Origin of the sequence: Hyphomonas sp. CY54-11-8 (assembly GCF_000682735.1) — a bacterium.
GTDB lineage: Bacteria > Pseudomonadota > Alphaproteobacteria > Caulobacterales > Hyphomonadaceae > Hyphomonas.
Map to the genome: position 1 here is coordinate 564,940 of NZ_AWFD01000001.1, position 15,112 is coordinate 580,051.

Below are 15,112 nucleotides of genomic sequence, written 5' to 3' on the forward strand. Positions count from 1 at the left end.
ATGAGCAAACTAAAACTGGGCGCTATCCCAGACAACAAACCTGTCAAGCTGAGCATTGAATTGCCAGCAGACGTGCATCGCGATCTTGTCGCCTATGCTGATGTGCTGGCCTGCGAGACTGGGCAGAAGAACGAAGCCGGAAAGCTTATCGCGCCTATGTTGGCGCGGTTCATGGCCACGGATCGCGGTTTTGCGAAACTTCGGAAAGAGAGGAGGCAGCCCCCTTCGCATGAACCCGCGCCAAACTCAAAAAACGCCTGAGCGCCGGATTGTCATTCTCGGGTCGCCAAACCAAGGAGAACGGTATGCGCTCGTCTGCCTCACCAATCCGAACAAATGTCACATTCGGATATGAGACTCCGCGCCAATGATCGGCGATGAGGCTGATACCGAGCCCAAGTCCAACTAAGGTCATGATTCCTTCGTGTCCGAGCCGGTGCCATTGCAAACTGACGGGTTTGCCAAGATCGGATATTCGGCGGTGGATGTAGTCGTGGATGTCCTGACCGGCCTCGCGTTTGCTGACGAGATAAGTTTCGTCTTCGACATCGGTCCAGGTAAGCTGCGTCTTCACGGCCAAATGCGAATTGGACGGCACAGCAAGATAAGTTCTTTCCTCGTCGAGGACCATCGTGTCACCGATTGCTAGAGAATTGGTCCCTGTGGCGATGAAGACGTCGATCTCACGATGATTCAGCAAGCTGAGAAGTTCGCCGCGCTCTGCCTCAGTAAAGCTCAGGTGGACGTCCGGGTGACCAAGCAAAAACTCTTCGATGACGCATCGAAGAGTTCCTCTTGATAACGAGGCGATTAGTCCGATCCGCAACTCTCCGGTTTTGGCTTCCCCCACACTGCGCGCCATGTCCCATGCTGCACTCAGGTCATTCAAGATGCCACGCGCTCGTCCCACAAATACACGTCCCGCAAGGGTCAGCCTCGCTCCACTCCGACGCCGTTCGAACAGCGAAACCCCAATCCTGTCCTCCACTCGAGCCACCCGACGGGAAATAGCAGGTTGACCAATGCCAAGTCGAAGGGCCGACTTGCGGAAGCTGCCTGTTTCCGCGACGGTCTCAATCGCTTTGAGGTCCAAAACAGAGAGGCGTTGCATTCGAGTTCTCAGGTCCTAGAAATTTCGGCGGCGCTTGCTCCTAATCTCGATCACCACGGAAGGCCGCAGGAACAATTCGGGTATCTCGCAACCTCGAAAAAGAGACTATGGCTTAACTTGGGACTCCAACCCGGCAGTTGCGCGATGTCTACCTTCATTCGTCCGCATGAGCGAAGATAGGTATGAGTTCCGCCGAAGTAGAAATGCGCGCAGCAGAGATGGATAGTCTTCGCCAACGGCCTTCTCAACGCTATCTCTGCTACAGAGCGCTTGCCTCCAACGGTCGATCTTGGGAAGGTCGGTTAGGATGCCGAAGGCGCCAATCTCTTCGAACACGTTGAAATACCGGAAGACCGGGCCGAATACGACATCGACGAGACCGAACCTGTCGCCGGCAAAGTAAGGTCCTGCTTCAAGTTCTGCTTCCACCCGTCTGAACTTCTCATGCAGAACCGCAATTTTCGCGTCGAATACTCCCTCGTCGGATGCCGAATAGAAGCCCGCGATGTCGTTGAGGACGGCTGAGCCGAACTCCATCCAAGCCCTGTGGCGTGCCCGTTCGAGGGCGTCATGGGGATGGAGCGGATTGGGTTGTGTCTCTTCTAGATATTCGAGGATCACCGCAGATTCGAAGATCGGGACCTCGCCCTTCAGTAGCACCGGCGTCTTGCCCAAAGGCGACACTGCGAGGAACCAGTCAGGCTTGTTCGCGAGGTCAATGTAAGTCCGCTCAAACCTGACCTTTTTCTCCGCAAGCGAGATCGCCGCGCGCTGAACGTATGGGCAAAGCGTGTGACTTATCAAATGCAGGCTCATGGTGTCTCTCCCCAGACGTACAGCAGTTCCTCACCCTCGATCCTTGTTGGCGGTAACATTAGGTGGGTACCCGCTCCCGCCGGCGCCGGGCCGTCGAGCCTTTGTCCATTGGTCGTGTCGAACCGCGCGCCTTGCCACGGGCAGACGAACGCTCCATCCTTGCACTCCAGCGGTCCCCCGAGGTGAAGGCACGCGTTTGCTGATGCGCAGATCCGGACATCCACGCGCCAGACCTGGACCTCCCGGCCAAAGTCCGGGAAGACCCGCGCCCTCTCCTTCCGGCGGCACGTCGCCGGTCTTGCAGAAGGGAATTTCATGATTCAACCGTTCCTTTCCCGGTGTGTCCAATCCAGTTAGGCGTGACAGAGGGACTGAGCGCGAACCGGCCGTCACCCAGAAGCCCTTGCGCAACGGCGAGCAAAGTCAGGTAGGCCGGATACTCCCAGCCACCGTTCTCGTACCCAAACATCCAGCCATTGCCGAAATGAGCCCATGTCGCCCCTGCGAGAATGGGCACGGTCGCTAGCGCGACCCACCGCGTCTGTACACCGAGGACCAGAAGGACGCCGGCAACCGCCTCTGTGGCGAAAATTACGTAAGCGAGCCAGCCGGGCAGCCCAATTGAAACGAAGAATTGGGCTGTGCCGGCCAGTGTGAAGATGAAGAGCTTCAGGAGCAGGCTGTGGGCTAGGAACATGATCCCGAGCGCCACGCGGAGCAGGAAAGCGCCGGTCTGGTTGAGTTGGTGCTGTGACATGGACACACTCCGTTGATAGATGCAATTGCATTCACTTTAAGCATGATCACCGCGCGCCGTCAAGGTTGATGCAATTGCATCGATATGGCATGATTAGTTTATGAGTGAACCTAATAGAGCGACCCAAGCTGCCTGGGCGGCTTTGATATCAACCAGCCGCAAGCTGCTGGAAGCGGTTGAGGCTGCCCTCAAATCGGCCGGACATCCGCCGCTTTCATGGTATGATGCATTACTTGAACTTGAGAAGGCAGGCCCAGAAGGCCTGCGCCCGTTTGAACTCAAGAACCGACTTCTGCTGCCTCAATACGGCACGTCGAGACTGTTGGACCGCATGGTGAAGGCAGGATTGGTGAAGCGGCAGGATTGTGAGGGCGACGGCCGCGGGCAGATCGTCGTTATATCAGAACAGGGGCGATCCATCCGGCGGGCTATGTGGCCCATCTATGCCCGGGTCCTATCCGACGCAATCGGATCGAAGTTGACAACTAAAGAAGCAATGAAGCTTACGAGGTTACTGTCGGCGCTATAGCTGCGGCATTCGGCTTCGTTGGATCGTCCGGAAGTCAACGTCATTTCGAAAGCCGCATTCACGGCTTCCCTTGATCCTACACACGTTCGAACTGGGAAATGTCCCCTAGAATGATTGGCAATCCAACCATTGGCGTTAGAATCCTCCTCGCCAACGTTCGGTCACATTGCGGCGAGCCGTTTCGTAGTTAGCCCCGATAGAAAACTAAGTCTTTGCAATTCGACGGAAAATGGCGCACCCGACAGGATTCGAACCTGTGGCCTTCGCCTTCGGAGGGCGACGCTCTATCCAGCTGAGCTACGGGTGCATACCGTTCGCGAGATGCTTACGCCATGCTTACGCGAGATTTTCGTCGGCCTGAAGAGCGAACCCGACATCCGCTCAAACCGTTGTTTAGTCACTTCTTTCTTCCAACACCAACAACCATCGCCAGACTTGACATCCGCCTTCGGAGGGCAGCGCTCTATCCAGCTGAGCTATGGGTGCCAAGCCGAGGCCGGTGAATAAGCCAAGCTGCGCGACAGCGCAATGCCGCAGTGCGGCTGGCAGCGGCTGCAGTTGCGGTGCTTTCCCGGAACGCAGGCCCGGTCTAGGGTATCGGCTGGCGGGGTAGAAGAGGTGTTTCTCCATGAAGCGAACAGGTTGGGCGGCAGCGGTTATGATGCTGGCTATGGCTGGCTGCGGCGAAAGCGGTACCGTCGAAAGCAAGCCGGGAACACCTGTAGACCGGTCGTCGGAAGCCGAACGGGCCGAGCTGAAGGCAAGGCAAGAGGCGCTTTATGAAGAGGCCCTGGCGGCTGCCAAGGCGAGCCGCGGCGCCGGCGAGCCGGCCGTCTGGACGCTCGCTGATGAGGATACCACCATCCACATCATGGGCACGGTCCATTTCCTGCGGCCGGAGCTCGATTGGCGCTCCGACAAGATTGATATCGCGCTGGCAGAAGCCGATACGCTGGTCTTCGAGGCCGATGTGTCGAGCCCGGATGCCGCCAGCGAGATGATGGCTTTCGTTTCCAGCCACGCCCTGTTCACCGATGGCCGCCAGCTGACCAGCCTGCTGGACGAGGCAGAAACCGAGGAACTCAAAGCCGCGCTCGACTATCTTGGCTTTCCCCTTGGCGCCATGGAGACATTCAGGCCCTGGTATGCGGCCGTGAACCTGTCCGTTCTGCAGATGCAGAAGGATGGCTTCGATCCGAACGCCGGCGTGGAGCAGGTGCTGGAGCGCGAAGGCAAGGCTGCCGGCAAGGACTTCGCCTATCTCGAAACCATCGAGGAACAGCTTGGCCGGTTCGCCAACCTGCCGGACGATGAGCAGGTCGACTTCCTGATTTCTTCTGCTGAATCGGTGGAGGAGGGGAGCGAGATGCTGGATGTCCTGGTTGATGAATGGGAGGACGGTGATGTCGCGGGTCTCGCCGCGTTGATGTCCAATCCCGAAATGATGGGGTCGGAAGCCATTTATGATGCGCTTCTGAAAGAACGGAACCAGGACTGGGTCCCGAAAGTCGAGGCGATGCTGGACGAACCCGGCACAGTGCTGATCGCTGTCGGTGCAGGGCACCTTGCCGGTAAGGACAGCGTGATCGAGCTTCTGCGTGCCCAAGGGTATGAAGTGGCGGGCCCCTGACGCTGGACAAGTGTGAAACACTTGTCGGAAGACTCTCTAATACGCCGCCTGGCAGCTGTGATCCCAGCCCGTGAGTGCAATCCAGGGTGGCGCAGGTGGTGCTTCATTCGGTCAGGTGCCGAATGCTCCTCCGGCGCTTTAATCTGTCCTGTTTCGGGACCCGTCCGGTTTCCGGTTTCCATGCCAAATGTTCATGGATCGACCATGCCTTCCAGACTTTCGCATTTACCTGGACGTCCAACCCCTGAACCGCTCAAATGTGACAGCCAAGCGGATCAATCTAGGGAATTTTCATAAACAAACCCTAGCTCGAAACTTGCATATGAAATACACACCCTCCCGGAGTAAGGATCAGCGATGCCAATTTCGCAAAATGTAACGCTGCAGGGCGAGGTCACGATACATCATCCCGATTTGGTCAACCTTTACGGATGTACGGTTGGTGACGGGTCGAAGATCGGGGCGTTCGTCGAAATTCAAAAAGGGGCAGCTGTCGGGGAGCGGTGCAAGATATCTTCGCATTCATTTGTCTGCGAAGGGGTGACGATTGAGGACGAAGTCTTCGTTGGGCATGGTGTCATGTTCACAAATGACCGTTTTCCTCGCGCGACCAACCCGGATGGGTCTGCGCAGACGGATGCTGACTGGACGCTCGAACTGACGCGGGTAAAGCGCAGGGCCTCCGTCGGGTCGAATGCGACGATCGTGTGCGGCGTTACAATCGGGGAGGGGGCATTGGTGGCGGCAGGTGCGGTCGTTATCAGGGATGTTCCGGATTATGCAATTGTGGCTGGGGTGCCAGCAAAGGTGGTGGGTGATGTCCGTGAAAATGGATGAAAAAATCAAAGAAGCGTCCGGAGAACCGGGTGCCGCGAAGGCGAAAACCGCGACAGACGGTGAAGCGAACAAGGGGAAGAAGTCCGTGTTGAATATTGGTGTTATCGGTTACGGCTATTGGGGGCCGAACCTTGTCCGCAACTTTTCCGAATTGGATGAAGCGCGCGTTCACACAGTCGCAGACCTTAATCCGAAAGTGCTGGACATTGTTGCCAAGCGATACCCGGCGACCAAAACGACGACCGACACGATGGCAATGATCCATGACCCGGAGATTGATGCCATCGCAATTGCAACGCCTGTTTCGACACATTTTTCGCTGGCTCTGGCGGCTCTCCGGGCGGGCAAACATGTCTGGCTGGAAAAGCCGATGACGGAAACCTCTCTGCAGGCCCGCGCGCTGGTTGACGAAGCCGAAAAGCGCGGCCTGACTTTGCACATCGACCACACCTTCATCTATACGGGTCCGGTGGTTAAGATGCGCGAGCTTGTTCAGTCAAACACACTCGGCAAGTCGCTCTATTATGACTCGACGCGAGTCAATCTTGGCCTGTTCCAGCGTGATGTGAATGTCATCTCCGACCTGGCTGTCCATGACTTCTCAATCCTGGATTATGTGTTCGGGGAGCATCCCGTTGCCGTCTCTGCTTCGGGCATCAATCATTATCCGGGTACACCGGAAAACCTCGCTTTCATTACGCTGTTTTACGATTCCGGTTTCATTGCACACGTCAACGTGTCGTGGCTCGCGCCTGTGAAGGTTCGCAACATTCTGATCGGTGGCACCGAGAAGATGATCACGTTCGACGAACTCCAGCCTTCCGAAAAGCTGAAGATCTACGACAAGGGCGTGTCCTTTACGGATGATCCCAAGCAGATTCACGAGATGCGCGTCGGCTACCGGACAGGAGACATGTGGGCGCCAAAAGTCGATAATGTCGAAGCATTGCGTGTCGAAGCCCAACATTTCTGCGACTGCGTCGCCACAGGAAAATCCTCTATTTCCGACGGCCAGTTCGGTCTGCGGATGGTCGAAGTCATTGAAGCCGCTACGAGTTCCATGCGGGGGCGCGGCGAAACTGTTCATCTTTCCCGCAATGGAGCGAGCAAGTGATCCCGTTTGTTGACCTGAAAGCCCAGTACCAGTCGATCAAGGAAGAAGTTGATCAGGCGGTTCTGAAGACGCTTGAGAATTGCTCTTTTGTCCTCGGCCCGGATGTCGCGGCGCTTGAGACGGACTTTGCCGATTATTGCGAAAACGAGTTCGCGATCGGCGTGAACAGTGGCACCAGCGCCTTGCACCTGGGCCTGTTGGCAGCTGGAATTGGACCCGGTGACGAAGTGATCACGGTACCGCATACCTTCATCGCGTCGGCATCGGCAATTCACTATACCGGGGCGAAAGTCGTCTTCTGTGACATCGACCCGGTCACCTTCACGATGGACCCGGCCGCACTTGAAGCGGCCATTACACCACGCACGAAAGCGATTGTGCCGGTTCATCTGTATGGCCAGATGGCTGACATGGACCCGATCATGGAGGTCGCCAGAAAGCATGGCCTGATCGTGATGGAAGATGCGGCACAATCTCACGGTGCCGAATACAAAGGCCGCCGGGCTGGCTCTATTGGAGACCTTGCCGGGTTCTCTTTCTATCCCGGAAAAAACATGGGTGCTGCAGGGGAGGCCGGCATGACAGTCACCGGCAATGCAGCGATTGACGAGAAGGTCCGTATGCTGCGTGACTGGGGTGCCAAGCAGAAATACCATCACGAGATCATCGGTTACAATATGCGGATGGAAGGTATCCAGGGGGCCGTCCTGCGCGTGAAGATGAAGTATATCGAGACGTGGACCGAGCAGCGCCGCGAAGCCGCGAAACGTTATCGTGACCTGTTTGCAGGTACTGGTGTTCAGATCCCGGCTGAAGCGGAAGACCGCCGTCACGTCTACCATGTCTACGCGATCCGCACACCGGATCGTCAGCGCTGGATTGAGGAATTGACCAAGGCCGGGGTATCGACGGGCATTCATTACCCGTTCCCGCTTCATGAATTGAAGGCATTTGAGTTTCTTGGTTACAAACACGGCCAGTTCCCGCATGCGGAAATGGCAGCTGCGGAAGTCCTGTCTTTGCCGATGTTCCCGGAACTTACGGCCGATCAGCAGGAAGTCGTTGCAAACGCAGTGATTCGCCTGCAGCAGGAAACAGCAGCAAACGTCTGAACCAGATACGGCTCGAACGGCGCCGCCCGCGCTGGCCACCAATCAATGACAAGGCACAAGACCAATGAACCTAAAGGGTGCGAAAATCCTTGTAACTGGTGGATGCGGCCTCATCGGCTCAACCACTATTGATCAGCTTCTCGCGAACGAAAACCCGGAAAAGATTGTCATCTTCGACAACCTTGTCCGCGGTTCCATGCGCAATGTTCAGGAGATCCTGAAGGATGACCGTGTCGAGCTCGTCAAAGGCGATATCCGGGACCAGGCGGCCATAGAATCGGCAACAGCGGGCATGGACGCCGTCATCCATATGGCAGCTATACGCATCACGGCTTGCGCCGCTGAGCCGCGTGAAGCCATGGAAGTCATGTGCGACGGCACCTACAATGTTGTTGAGGCGGCACAGAAGGCCGGCGTGAAGAAAGTGCTCGCCGCGTCATCGGCCTCCATTCTCGGCATGGCTGACACCTTTCCGACGACGGAAGAGCACCACCCTTACAATAACCGCACCTGGTACGGCGCATCCAAGATGATGCTCGAAGGCCTGCTGCGTTCCTTTAATGACATGTACGGCCTCGACTATGTCGCGATGCGCTACTTCAACGTCTACGGCCCCCGTATGGATATCCATGGCAAGTATACGGAAGTCCTTGTGCGCTGGATGCAGCGGATCGAGCAGGGTACGCCGCCGCTCATTCTCGGCGATGGCTCCACATCCATGGATTTCATCTACATCGAAGACCTGGCGCGAGCGAATGTTCTGGCCCTGAAGTCAGATGCATCGGACGAAGTCTTCAATGTCGCGTCAGGCGTCGAAACCAATCTCAACGGCCTCGCAGCCTCACTGATGCAGGTCATGGGGGCTGATCCGTCCATGGTTCCGGAATATGGCCCAGAGCGCAGCGTGAACCCTGTTGCCCGGCGTCTGGCCGATACGTCGAAGGCGGAGCGTATGCTGGGCTTCAAGGCCGAAGTGGATCTGGAAGAGGGTCTGCGCCGCCTGGTCACCTGGTGGCGGGCGAACAAGGACATGTTTGAATGATCCCGATCATCAAACCCCTGATGGGCCAGGAAGAGGCTGATGCGGCATCCCGTGTCATCCTTTCCGGCTGGGTCACTCAGGGGCCTGAAGTTGCCGCCTTCGAAAGCGAATTCGCAGGCTATATGGGCGCCGAGCATGCCGTTGCTGTGTCAAACTGCACGACCGGTCTGCATCTGGCCCTGCTTGCCGCGGGTGTCGGCCCGGGCGACGAAGTCATCACGGTCAGCCACTCCTATATCGCCACGGCCAACTCGGTAAAATACTGCGGCGCCGAGCCCGTCTTCATCGATGTTGAACCGGCGACCTGCAACATGGATCCCGCCCTCATCGAACCGGCCATTACAGCCAAAACCAAGGCGATTCTTCTGGTTCACCAGATGGGCATGCCAGCGGACCTGTCGGCGATCGTCGCAATTGCCCGAAAGCACAATCTATTCGTCATTGAGGACGCCGCCTGCGCAGCAGGTGCGGAAATCCTGTGGAATGGGGAGTGGGAGAAGGTCGGGCGTTGCCGCGGAGACGCTGCTGTCTTCTCGTTCCATCCGCGCAAGGTCCTGTCTACCGGCGACGGCGGCATGATCACAACGCCCCATACGGACTGGGCGGCCAAGTGCCGGCTCTTGCGCCAGCATGGCATGAGTGTGCCGGACACGGTGCGGCACAAGGCGAATTCAGTGATTTTCGAAAATCACTCCATTCTCGGTTATAATTACCGCATGACAGACATTCAGGCCGCCGTCGGGCGGGAACAGCTCAAGCGCCTGCCGGTTGTCGTTCAGCGCCGCCGCGAAATTGCGGACAAATACAAACGCCATCTGGCCGATGCCCAATGGATCGGCTTGCCAGAAGAGCCCATCTGGGCGCGTTCCAATTGGCAGAGCTTTTCGGTGCGTATTCCAGGCACTTGCGACCAGCGTGCGGTGATGCAGGCCATGCTCGACAAGCAGATCTCCACCCGGCGCGGCATCATGTGCGCCCACCGGGAAGAGGTGTATTCGTCGGCGCCCTTGCGGGCCCCGCTGCCAAATTCCGAAGCCTGCCAGGACAAGCGCATCATCCTTCCCCTCTACCATCAGATGACGGATGACGAAATCCAGACCGTGGCGACCGCACTTATCGATGCGACAAGTTAGGGTGATGTGCCCGTTTCGCCGATAGAATTGGCCTCATTTCTTTTGTCGTGTGACTGAAACGGCCGTATTGGCTCTGGTGCGCGATTCTGGCAATTGGGGAATTTTCGGGCTTCCAACCACTTATGGAGATGTGTGAGTATTGCTCGTCTGCCCCTGACCTGCGCTGTTCTGTTCGAGATATGGTGACGACAAGCCGAGCGCTTCGGGGCGATTTGAAACTGTGCTGGTGCTCGTCCGGCCTGGAACAAGCTAAACGATAAAGGCCAACCTCTTTATGCCCGCCGAGAATCTGCCAACAGTCGATGTGGTTATCCCTTGCTACAACTATGCCCACTATCTGGAGCGTTGCATCCAGTCGGTCATTCAGCAGGAAAACGTGATCATCCGGGCCTTGATCGTGGACGACTGCTCGCCGGACAATACAGAAGAGGTCGGGCGGCGGCTGGCGGCAGAGCATCCGCAGGTCGAATACATCCGGAATGAGACCAACAAAGGGCTCGTGGGCACGTCCAATGTCGGGCTGATGGGATGGGCGACCGCGAAGTACTCCATCTGGCTCTCAGCAGATGATCTGCTGTGTGAGGGTGCCGTATCCCGGGCCGCGCGGATTATGGACGCGCATCCCAATGTCGGCATGGTCTACGGGCTTGCCCGGGTCTTTTCGAACGACAGCGACATCAAAGAGGAAAGGCTTCCTGATCCGGTCGAATACCAGGTGATTCCCGGTTACGCTTATATCGACCGGTGCTGTGATTCCTGGTGCCCGACGGCCTCGCCGAGCGCAATGGTTCGCACCTCGGTTCAACAACAGCTTGGCGGGCTTGATCCCAATTTGCCTGCTACCTGCGATGTGGAGATCTGGATGAGAATTTCCACGGTCGCTGATGTTGGCGTGCTCAACACGGTGCAGGCATTCTATCGCCGCCATGAAAGCAACATGTCTTCGGGCTTTACGTATCGCCCTTTGAGTGACCTGAGAGAGCAGTATGAGGCGCTCAGCATAATTCTGAACGTCCATGGCGCCAATCTGCCGAAGGCGGCTGAATGGAAAAAGGTCTCGACTGATCGTCTCCTTGAAGAATCCGCCTGGCTTGCCGGGATGGCGCTTGAGCGTGGAGATGACAAGGGCGTGGAAATCTGCACTGATTTTGCCAAGGAGATCAGCCCGGATTGGCAAAAGGCGCAGGCCTGGAAGCGATTTGAGATCAAGCGCAAGCTCGGTAAGCGAGTCCTGACAGGTTTGCGAAAGCTGACTGGAAAGCAGCGCAAGCTTGAGCCTCACAATCCGTTCAATCCCGGTGAGACATTCGGCTGGCTGCCAGATCCGAAAATCGCTGAACGGCAGGTACTCTGAGCCCAGTATTCTGGGGCCTCACTCTGCCGCGGCAAGTTCGCGTGCGCGCGCCAGGGCCTCTTCGGGAGTGTCTGCCCAATGTATCGTGCTGTAGCTGCGACTTGAATATTCCCACACGGCGCGGTTTTTCCCGAACCGATCCGGAAGCAGGACGCAGGGCTGGCCCCGCAACGCCGCCAGCACATGGGGGTGCAGCCGGTCGGTGACCAGCACCTTGCCCTCATCCATCAGTCTGCGCCCGGTCTCCATCACATGCCGGGTGATGCCCCGATAGGATGCGCCGACCATGGCATTGGCGGGTTTGTACAGGGCCGGGAATTGCCTGCGAAACTTCATGCTGGCGCGTGCGGCCAAAACGCTTGCCGACCCCGTGCCGAGTTCGGGCCAGTCGAACACATGGACATTTCCAGGAACCGAGGTGCCCATCCCTTCCTGATCGTCCCGCGCGAGCCAGATGATATCGTGTTCCGGCCTGCCGCTTCCACGTGATTGCGGCGGCAACATGAAGGTCGAATCGTGGCTCGTCACGACAGATATGTGAGCGGGGAAGACCTCTTGCGCCGACGCGCCGCTGACCGGATCGCGGGCCATCATGATAACATCGTCATGGTCTCCGAAGATGGTGGCGGCCGCCTGCCGGTCTTCCTCATCCACGAACAGCATGGTCGATGGCAGGGAGATCAGCCTGTTGTGCGGACACGCCTGCGCCACCGTCCGCTTGACCTCCGCATGGCCGGGCCAGAGCCGCGAAACCGTTACCCCTCCGATAAACAGGATGACACCTTCCTCGCCGATGGCCCGCTTCATCGCGGCAAGGTCGAAGTCCCACTCATGCGCGACATAGGCCGGATGGGACCGGTTTTCGGCCAGGTAGTTCGAGATGGCGAGCCACATCATGTGATTGCCGACATTGCCGTCCAGCGGAAACTGGAGGATCGCGACCGGGCGGCCTTCCGGAATGTATGTGTCCAGGATGGCAGTGACTTCGCCGGTCTGCGTCTGCAGCAGCGCAAAATCTTCTGCGGGCATGTGCTGTCGGGTCACGCGGGGCTGGCTCCGGGTTTGAGGATCTGGTGCAGGACGTTCATACGGAATTGGAATGTTCAGGTTTGTCGGCGGTGACGTGCCGGGATTGCAACCGTCTCTGCAGGAACTGGAACATCTCCATAGCCTCCTGTTCGGGGCCTGCCGGACGGCCGGACCAGAGCCAGAGCATGGCGGTGATGCCGAAATAGGTGATGGCGCCGGCAAATACCAGGCACGCAATTTCCAGCAGGTTCGACCCGTCCACACCGAGACTTTCCAGTCCCCATACTGTCAGTACCATGGCCAGTGTCGCAGTGAGCGCACGCGCGCTGTTCCGTACTTGCCGAATAAGCGATGCCTGCACCAGCATCCGGGCCAGATACATGTCGAGCATGACGCCGAACAAGCCGCTGACACACCGGGCCAGCAACAGGCCAAGAAGACCGCCTGAGAACAGGCCGGCAAAGATCAACGGGTACCGCACCAGCAGGTTCACGACGTCTCGCTTGAACAGCATGCGCGTGCGGGCCACACCCATCGCAAGCGGGGTCAGCGGCATGGAGAAAGCGTGCAGCGCAAATATCGTGCTCAGGATCTGGATCACCAGCGCGGCGGATGACCATTCCGGCCCCATGACCAGATGGACCAGCGGCTCGGCAACAAGCGCAAATCCGACGCCCACAGGCAACGCGACTGCGACCAGGAGACGCTGCGCCCGGTAATACATGTCCCTCAGGCGGGGCTTGTCATCCTGCGCCTTGGAGAACGCGGGAAAGAGTACATAGGAAAGGGGAGTGGTGGATTCCCTCACCGGCAGCGACGCGAGATTGTCCCCGACCGTGTACTGGCCGAGAGACGACGTGCCGAGCACGCCGCCGACGATCAGCTGGTCGGCCCGGTAGTTGATGGCATTGAAGCCGGAGCTCAGGGCCAGCCAGCTGGAGAAGGAGAAGAGGTTCCGCCAGTGGATCAGGGAGAAGCGGGGCAGGTAGGGGATCAGGAGATAGGACAGGAGGGTGCCGGTGAGCTGGGCGGCCAGCAATCCGAATACGATTGCCCAATAAGTGCGGAAAAGCACGGCGATGGTGATGGCAACGATCAGGCCGGCAAGCTTGTTGGCCAGTTCGACGAACATTTCCTGATGGAAGGACAGTCGTCGGCGGAACTCCACCATCTTCGGGTTCACCATGCCGGTGACCAGCGAGGTAAACGCAAGCGCGTAGGTAATCAGGACCAGCCGTTTGTCACCAAATACGATGGCGATGACATGCGCTGAGCAGAACAGGATAGCGGCAACGATCAGGGCCCGCATGACGTTCAGCGTCCATGCCGTATCGAAGTGTTTGCGCTTCGGGTCCGGATGCTGGATCAGGGCCGAGGCGAGAGACAGTTCCGTAAAGGCGTTGACGATCGTGAAGACGATGGTGGCGATGGCAACAAGGCCGAAATCGGAAGGCGTCAACAGCCGGGCGAGGACCAGCGTGTTGGCAGCGCCCAGCAGATTGATGAAGACGCGGATACCTGCGGTCCAGAGCGATCCGATCGCCAGACGTCCACGCACACCTTCCACTGAATATCCTCCAAAAGACTTTACTCTGTATGTCGCGTGCCACCGGAGTTTGATCGACGGGGCGCGGCGGGGTTTGTTGATGTGACTCCGGCGGTCTCAGGCAGGTGCCTGCAGGCCGGGATCCGGGAGGCTCAGAACCATTCCTCCCACCGGTCAAACTTGCCTTTCAGGATCGCCCGGAAAATGAATTCGTGATCAAATTTGGTAACGAAGGTTCTCGCGACCGTATCGGTGGGGCGCGTTTCTTCTGCCTGTGCAAAGATGGTCGAATACCCCGCTTCAAGCGCGATGTCATGCGCCGTCTTCGTCCAGTTGCCCGACTGTCCGAAGGGGATGGCGAAGGAGTCCGGGGGAATGCCGAGGCGCTTCTGGAAAAGCTCCCGCGAGCCGGCGAGCTCATCGATGATCTGGTCCCGGCCAATCGTCTGGAACTGCGGGTGGGTGGCGGAATGGCTGCCCATCTCCGCACCCTCCTTCATCAGGGTTTCGATTTCGCGCCAGGAGAGGAACGTATCGTCGTCGTGGCCCTGGCATTCTTCCGACCATCCGGAGACCGGGAAGAAGGTCCACGGAATATTGTAGTCTTTCAGGATCGGTGCGGCCTGGGTCAGGACGGTTTTCAGCCCGTCGTCGAACGTGATGGCGAGATCCTTTTCCCCGCCGCCCGTCCGCACGATTTCGGATGCGGGCACAAACCGGAAGCCTGCGTTCAGCGCCTGTTCGATCTGATTGCGAAACATCGCCGGGGTCACATCATTGACGCCCCAGTCTTCCTGCCCGATCGAGTGGTAGCAGAGAATGCGCCCGATATAGCGCCGCCGGGCCTGGCCGACAGCCGCCAGGACATGGCGTTCACAGCAGGTGCGCGCGGTTGCCAGATTGTGGCGGCTAAGACCGACCCTGTTCAGTCCGCCGACCAGGCCTCGGCGGAGTAATTGTGTGGCATTCGCCATTTTAGAGCCTTCCGCGGTTTGGCCAGCCGGCACCCCGGCGCCAAGCCGGATATGACGGGCCGGATATGACCAGTCCGGTTGCAATTTCCATGCTATTGGTAGCAAGTTTGGCGGGACTGGTACATTTC

At 58.1% G+C, this 15,112-nt stretch carries 16 protein-coding genes and 1 tRNA gene; 9 read left to right on the forward strand and 8 right to left on the reverse strand.

Annotated elements, in window-relative coordinates; genetic code table 11:
- Positions 1–261: a DUF2274 domain-containing protein gene (locus HY17_RS19815; protein WP_081812931.1), complete on the forward strand. Its 261-nt coding sequence runs from the start codon at positions 1–3 to the stop codon at positions 259–261.
- Here HY17_RS19815 and HY17_RS02965 read toward each other — a convergent pair.
- The 4 genes from HY17_RS02965 to HY17_RS02980 form a co-directional block, all read right to left on the reverse strand.
- Positions 170–1,111, reverse strand: coding sequence for a LysR family transcriptional regulator (locus HY17_RS02965; protein ID WP_034762001.1), 942 nt, complete (start codon positions 1,109–1,111; stop codon positions 170–172). The two genes, HY17_RS19815 and HY17_RS02965, sit on opposite strands and share 92 nt — an antisense overlap.
- 105 nt (positions 1,112–1,216) lie before the next feature.
- Positions 1,217–1,927 (reverse strand): glutathione S-transferase family protein, encoded by a 711-nt coding sequence (locus tag HY17_RS02970; protein ID WP_051599565.1) that lies wholly within the window; start codon positions 1,925–1,927, stop codon positions 1,217–1,219.
- Positions 1,924–2,244, reverse strand: a complete 321-nt coding sequence (locus HY17_RS20665) for a Rieske (2Fe-2S) protein (protein WP_197020211.1) — start codon at positions 2,242–2,244, stop codon at positions 1,924–1,926. The genes HY17_RS02970 and HY17_RS20665 overlap by 4 nt, the downstream gene beginning before the upstream one ends.
- Positions 2,241–2,684, reverse strand: coding sequence for a DoxX family protein (locus HY17_RS02980; protein ID WP_051599566.1), 444 nt, complete (start codon positions 2,682–2,684; stop codon positions 2,241–2,243). Before HY17_RS02980 ends, HY17_RS20665 begins: the two co-directional genes overlap by 4 nt.
- A gap of 100 nt (positions 2,685–2,784) precedes the next feature.
- Here HY17_RS02980 and HY17_RS02985 point away from each other — a divergent pair, with 100 nt between their 5' ends.
- The gene (locus HY17_RS02985; protein ID WP_034762004.1) at positions 2,785–3,213 is read left to right on the forward strand and encodes a MarR family winged helix-turn-helix transcriptional regulator; all 429 of its coding nucleotides are present in this window, start codon (positions 2,785–2,787) and stop codon (positions 3,211–3,213) included.
- Between the two features lie 230 nt (positions 3,214–3,443).
- Here HY17_RS02985 and HY17_RS02990 read toward each other — a convergent pair.
- Positions 3,444–3,520: transfer RNA gene (locus HY17_RS02990), tRNA-Arg, on the reverse strand.
- A gap of 321 nt (positions 3,521–3,841) precedes the next feature.
- Here HY17_RS02990 and HY17_RS02995 point away from each other — a divergent pair.
- The 7 genes from HY17_RS02995 to HY17_RS03025 all read left to right on the forward strand — a co-directional run bounded on the left by HY17_RS02995 (position 3,842) and on the right by HY17_RS03025 (position 11,435).
- Positions 3,842–4,843 carry a TraB/GumN family protein gene (locus tag HY17_RS02995; RefSeq protein ID WP_081812932.1) on the forward strand — a complete coding sequence of 334 codons (1,002 nt, stop codon included), beginning with the start codon at positions 3,842–3,844 and terminating at the stop codon, positions 4,841–4,843.
- A 357-nt stretch (positions 4,844–5,200) separates the two neighbouring features.
- Entirely contained in the window at positions 5,201–5,680 is a 480-nt protein-coding gene (locus tag HY17_RS03000) for an acyltransferase (RefSeq protein WP_034762007.1), read from the forward strand.
- Between the two features lie 85 nt (positions 5,681–5,765).
- The gene (locus tag HY17_RS03005) at positions 5,766–6,794 is read left to right on the forward strand and encodes a Gfo/Idh/MocA family protein (RefSeq protein ID WP_034762571.1); all 1,029 of its coding nucleotides are present in this window, start codon (positions 5,766–5,768) and stop codon (positions 6,792–6,794) included.
- Entirely contained in the window at positions 6,791–7,906 is a 1,116-nt protein-coding gene (locus tag HY17_RS03010) for a DegT/DnrJ/EryC1/StrS aminotransferase family protein (RefSeq protein ID WP_034762010.1), read from the forward strand. Before HY17_RS03005 ends, HY17_RS03010 begins: the two co-directional genes overlap by 4 nt.
- Positions 7,907–7,970: 64 nt before the next feature.
- Positions 7,971–8,948, forward strand: a complete 978-nt coding sequence (locus tag HY17_RS03015; RefSeq protein ID WP_034762012.1) for an NAD-dependent epimerase/dehydratase family protein — start codon at positions 7,971–7,973, stop codon at positions 8,946–8,948.
- A complete protein-coding gene (locus HY17_RS03020; RefSeq protein ID WP_034762015.1) occupies positions 8,945–10,081 on the forward strand; it encodes a DegT/DnrJ/EryC1/StrS aminotransferase family protein in 1,137 nt (378 codons plus the stop codon). The genes HY17_RS03015 and HY17_RS03020 overlap by 4 nt, the downstream gene beginning before the upstream one ends.
- 274 nt (positions 10,082–10,355) lie before the next feature.
- Entirely contained in the window at positions 10,356–11,435 is a 1,080-nt protein-coding gene (locus tag HY17_RS03025; RefSeq protein ID WP_051599568.1) for a glycosyltransferase family A protein, read from the forward strand.
- A gap of 18 nt (positions 11,436–11,453) precedes the next feature.
- Here the strand turns inward: HY17_RS03025 and HY17_RS03030 are convergent, their stop codons facing one another.
- The 3 genes from HY17_RS03030 to HY17_RS03040 all read right to left on the reverse strand — a co-directional run bounded on the left by HY17_RS03030 (position 11,454) and on the right by HY17_RS03040 (position 14,984).
- Positions 11,454–12,479, reverse strand: coding sequence for a polysaccharide pyruvyl transferase family protein (locus HY17_RS03030; protein ID WP_139068856.1), 1,026 nt, complete (start codon positions 12,477–12,479; stop codon positions 11,454–11,456).
- Between the two features lie 40 nt (positions 12,480–12,519).
- The gene (locus tag HY17_RS03035) at positions 12,520–14,031 is read right to left on the reverse strand and encodes a lipopolysaccharide biosynthesis protein (RefSeq protein ID WP_051599569.1); all 1,512 of its coding nucleotides are present in this window, start codon (positions 14,029–14,031) and stop codon (positions 12,520–12,522) included.
- Positions 14,032–14,162: 131 nt separating this feature from the next.
- Positions 14,163–14,984, reverse strand: a complete 822-nt coding sequence (locus tag HY17_RS03040) for a polysaccharide deacetylase family protein (RefSeq protein WP_051599570.1) — start codon at positions 14,982–14,984, stop codon at positions 14,163–14,165.
- Between the last annotated feature and the right edge of the window lie 128 nt (positions 14,985–15,112).

Excerpts from the sequence above, each read along its gene's own strand:
- HY17_RS19815 (WP_081812931.1), top strand. The coding sequence starts at position 1 with ATGAGCAAACTAAAACTGGGCGCTATCCCAGACAACAAACCTGTCAAG.
- HY17_RS02965 (WP_034762001.1), bottom strand. The coding sequence starts at position 1,111 with ATGCAACGCCTCTCTGTTTTGGACCTCAAAGCGATTGAGACCGTCGCG.
- HY17_RS02970 (WP_051599565.1), bottom strand. The coding sequence starts at position 1,927 with ATGAGCCTGCATTTGATAAGTCACACGCTTTGCCCATACGTTCAGCGC.
- HY17_RS20665 (WP_197020211.1), bottom strand. The coding sequence starts at position 2,244 with ATGAAATTCCCTTCTGCAAGACCGGCGACGTGCCGCCGGAAGGAGAGG.
- HY17_RS02980 (WP_051599566.1), bottom strand. The coding sequence starts at position 2,684 with ATGTCACAGCACCAACTCAACCAGACCGGCGCTTTCCTGCTCCGCGTG.
- HY17_RS02985 (WP_034762004.1), top strand. The coding sequence starts at position 2,785 with ATGAGTGAACCTAATAGAGCGACCCAAGCTGCCTGGGCGGCTTTGATA.
- HY17_RS02995 (WP_081812932.1), top strand. The coding sequence starts at position 3,842 with ATGAAGCGAACAGGTTGGGCGGCAGCGGTTATGATGCTGGCTATGGCT.
- HY17_RS03000 (WP_034762007.1), top strand. The coding sequence starts at position 5,201 with ATGCCAATTTCGCAAAATGTAACGCTGCAGGGCGAGGTCACGATACAT.
- HY17_RS03015 (WP_034762012.1), top strand. The coding sequence starts at position 7,971 with ATGAACCTAAAGGGTGCGAAAATCCTTGTAACTGGTGGATGCGGCCTC.
- HY17_RS03020 (WP_034762015.1), top strand. The coding sequence starts at position 8,945 with ATGATCCCGATCATCAAACCCCTGATGGGCCAGGAAGAGGCTGATGCG.
- HY17_RS03025 (WP_051599568.1), top strand. The coding sequence starts at position 10,356 with ATGCCCGCCGAGAATCTGCCAACAGTCGATGTGGTTATCCCTTGCTAC.
- HY17_RS03040 (WP_051599570.1), bottom strand. The coding sequence starts at position 14,984 with ATGGCGAATGCCACACAATTACTCCGCCGAGGCCTGGTCGGCGGACTG.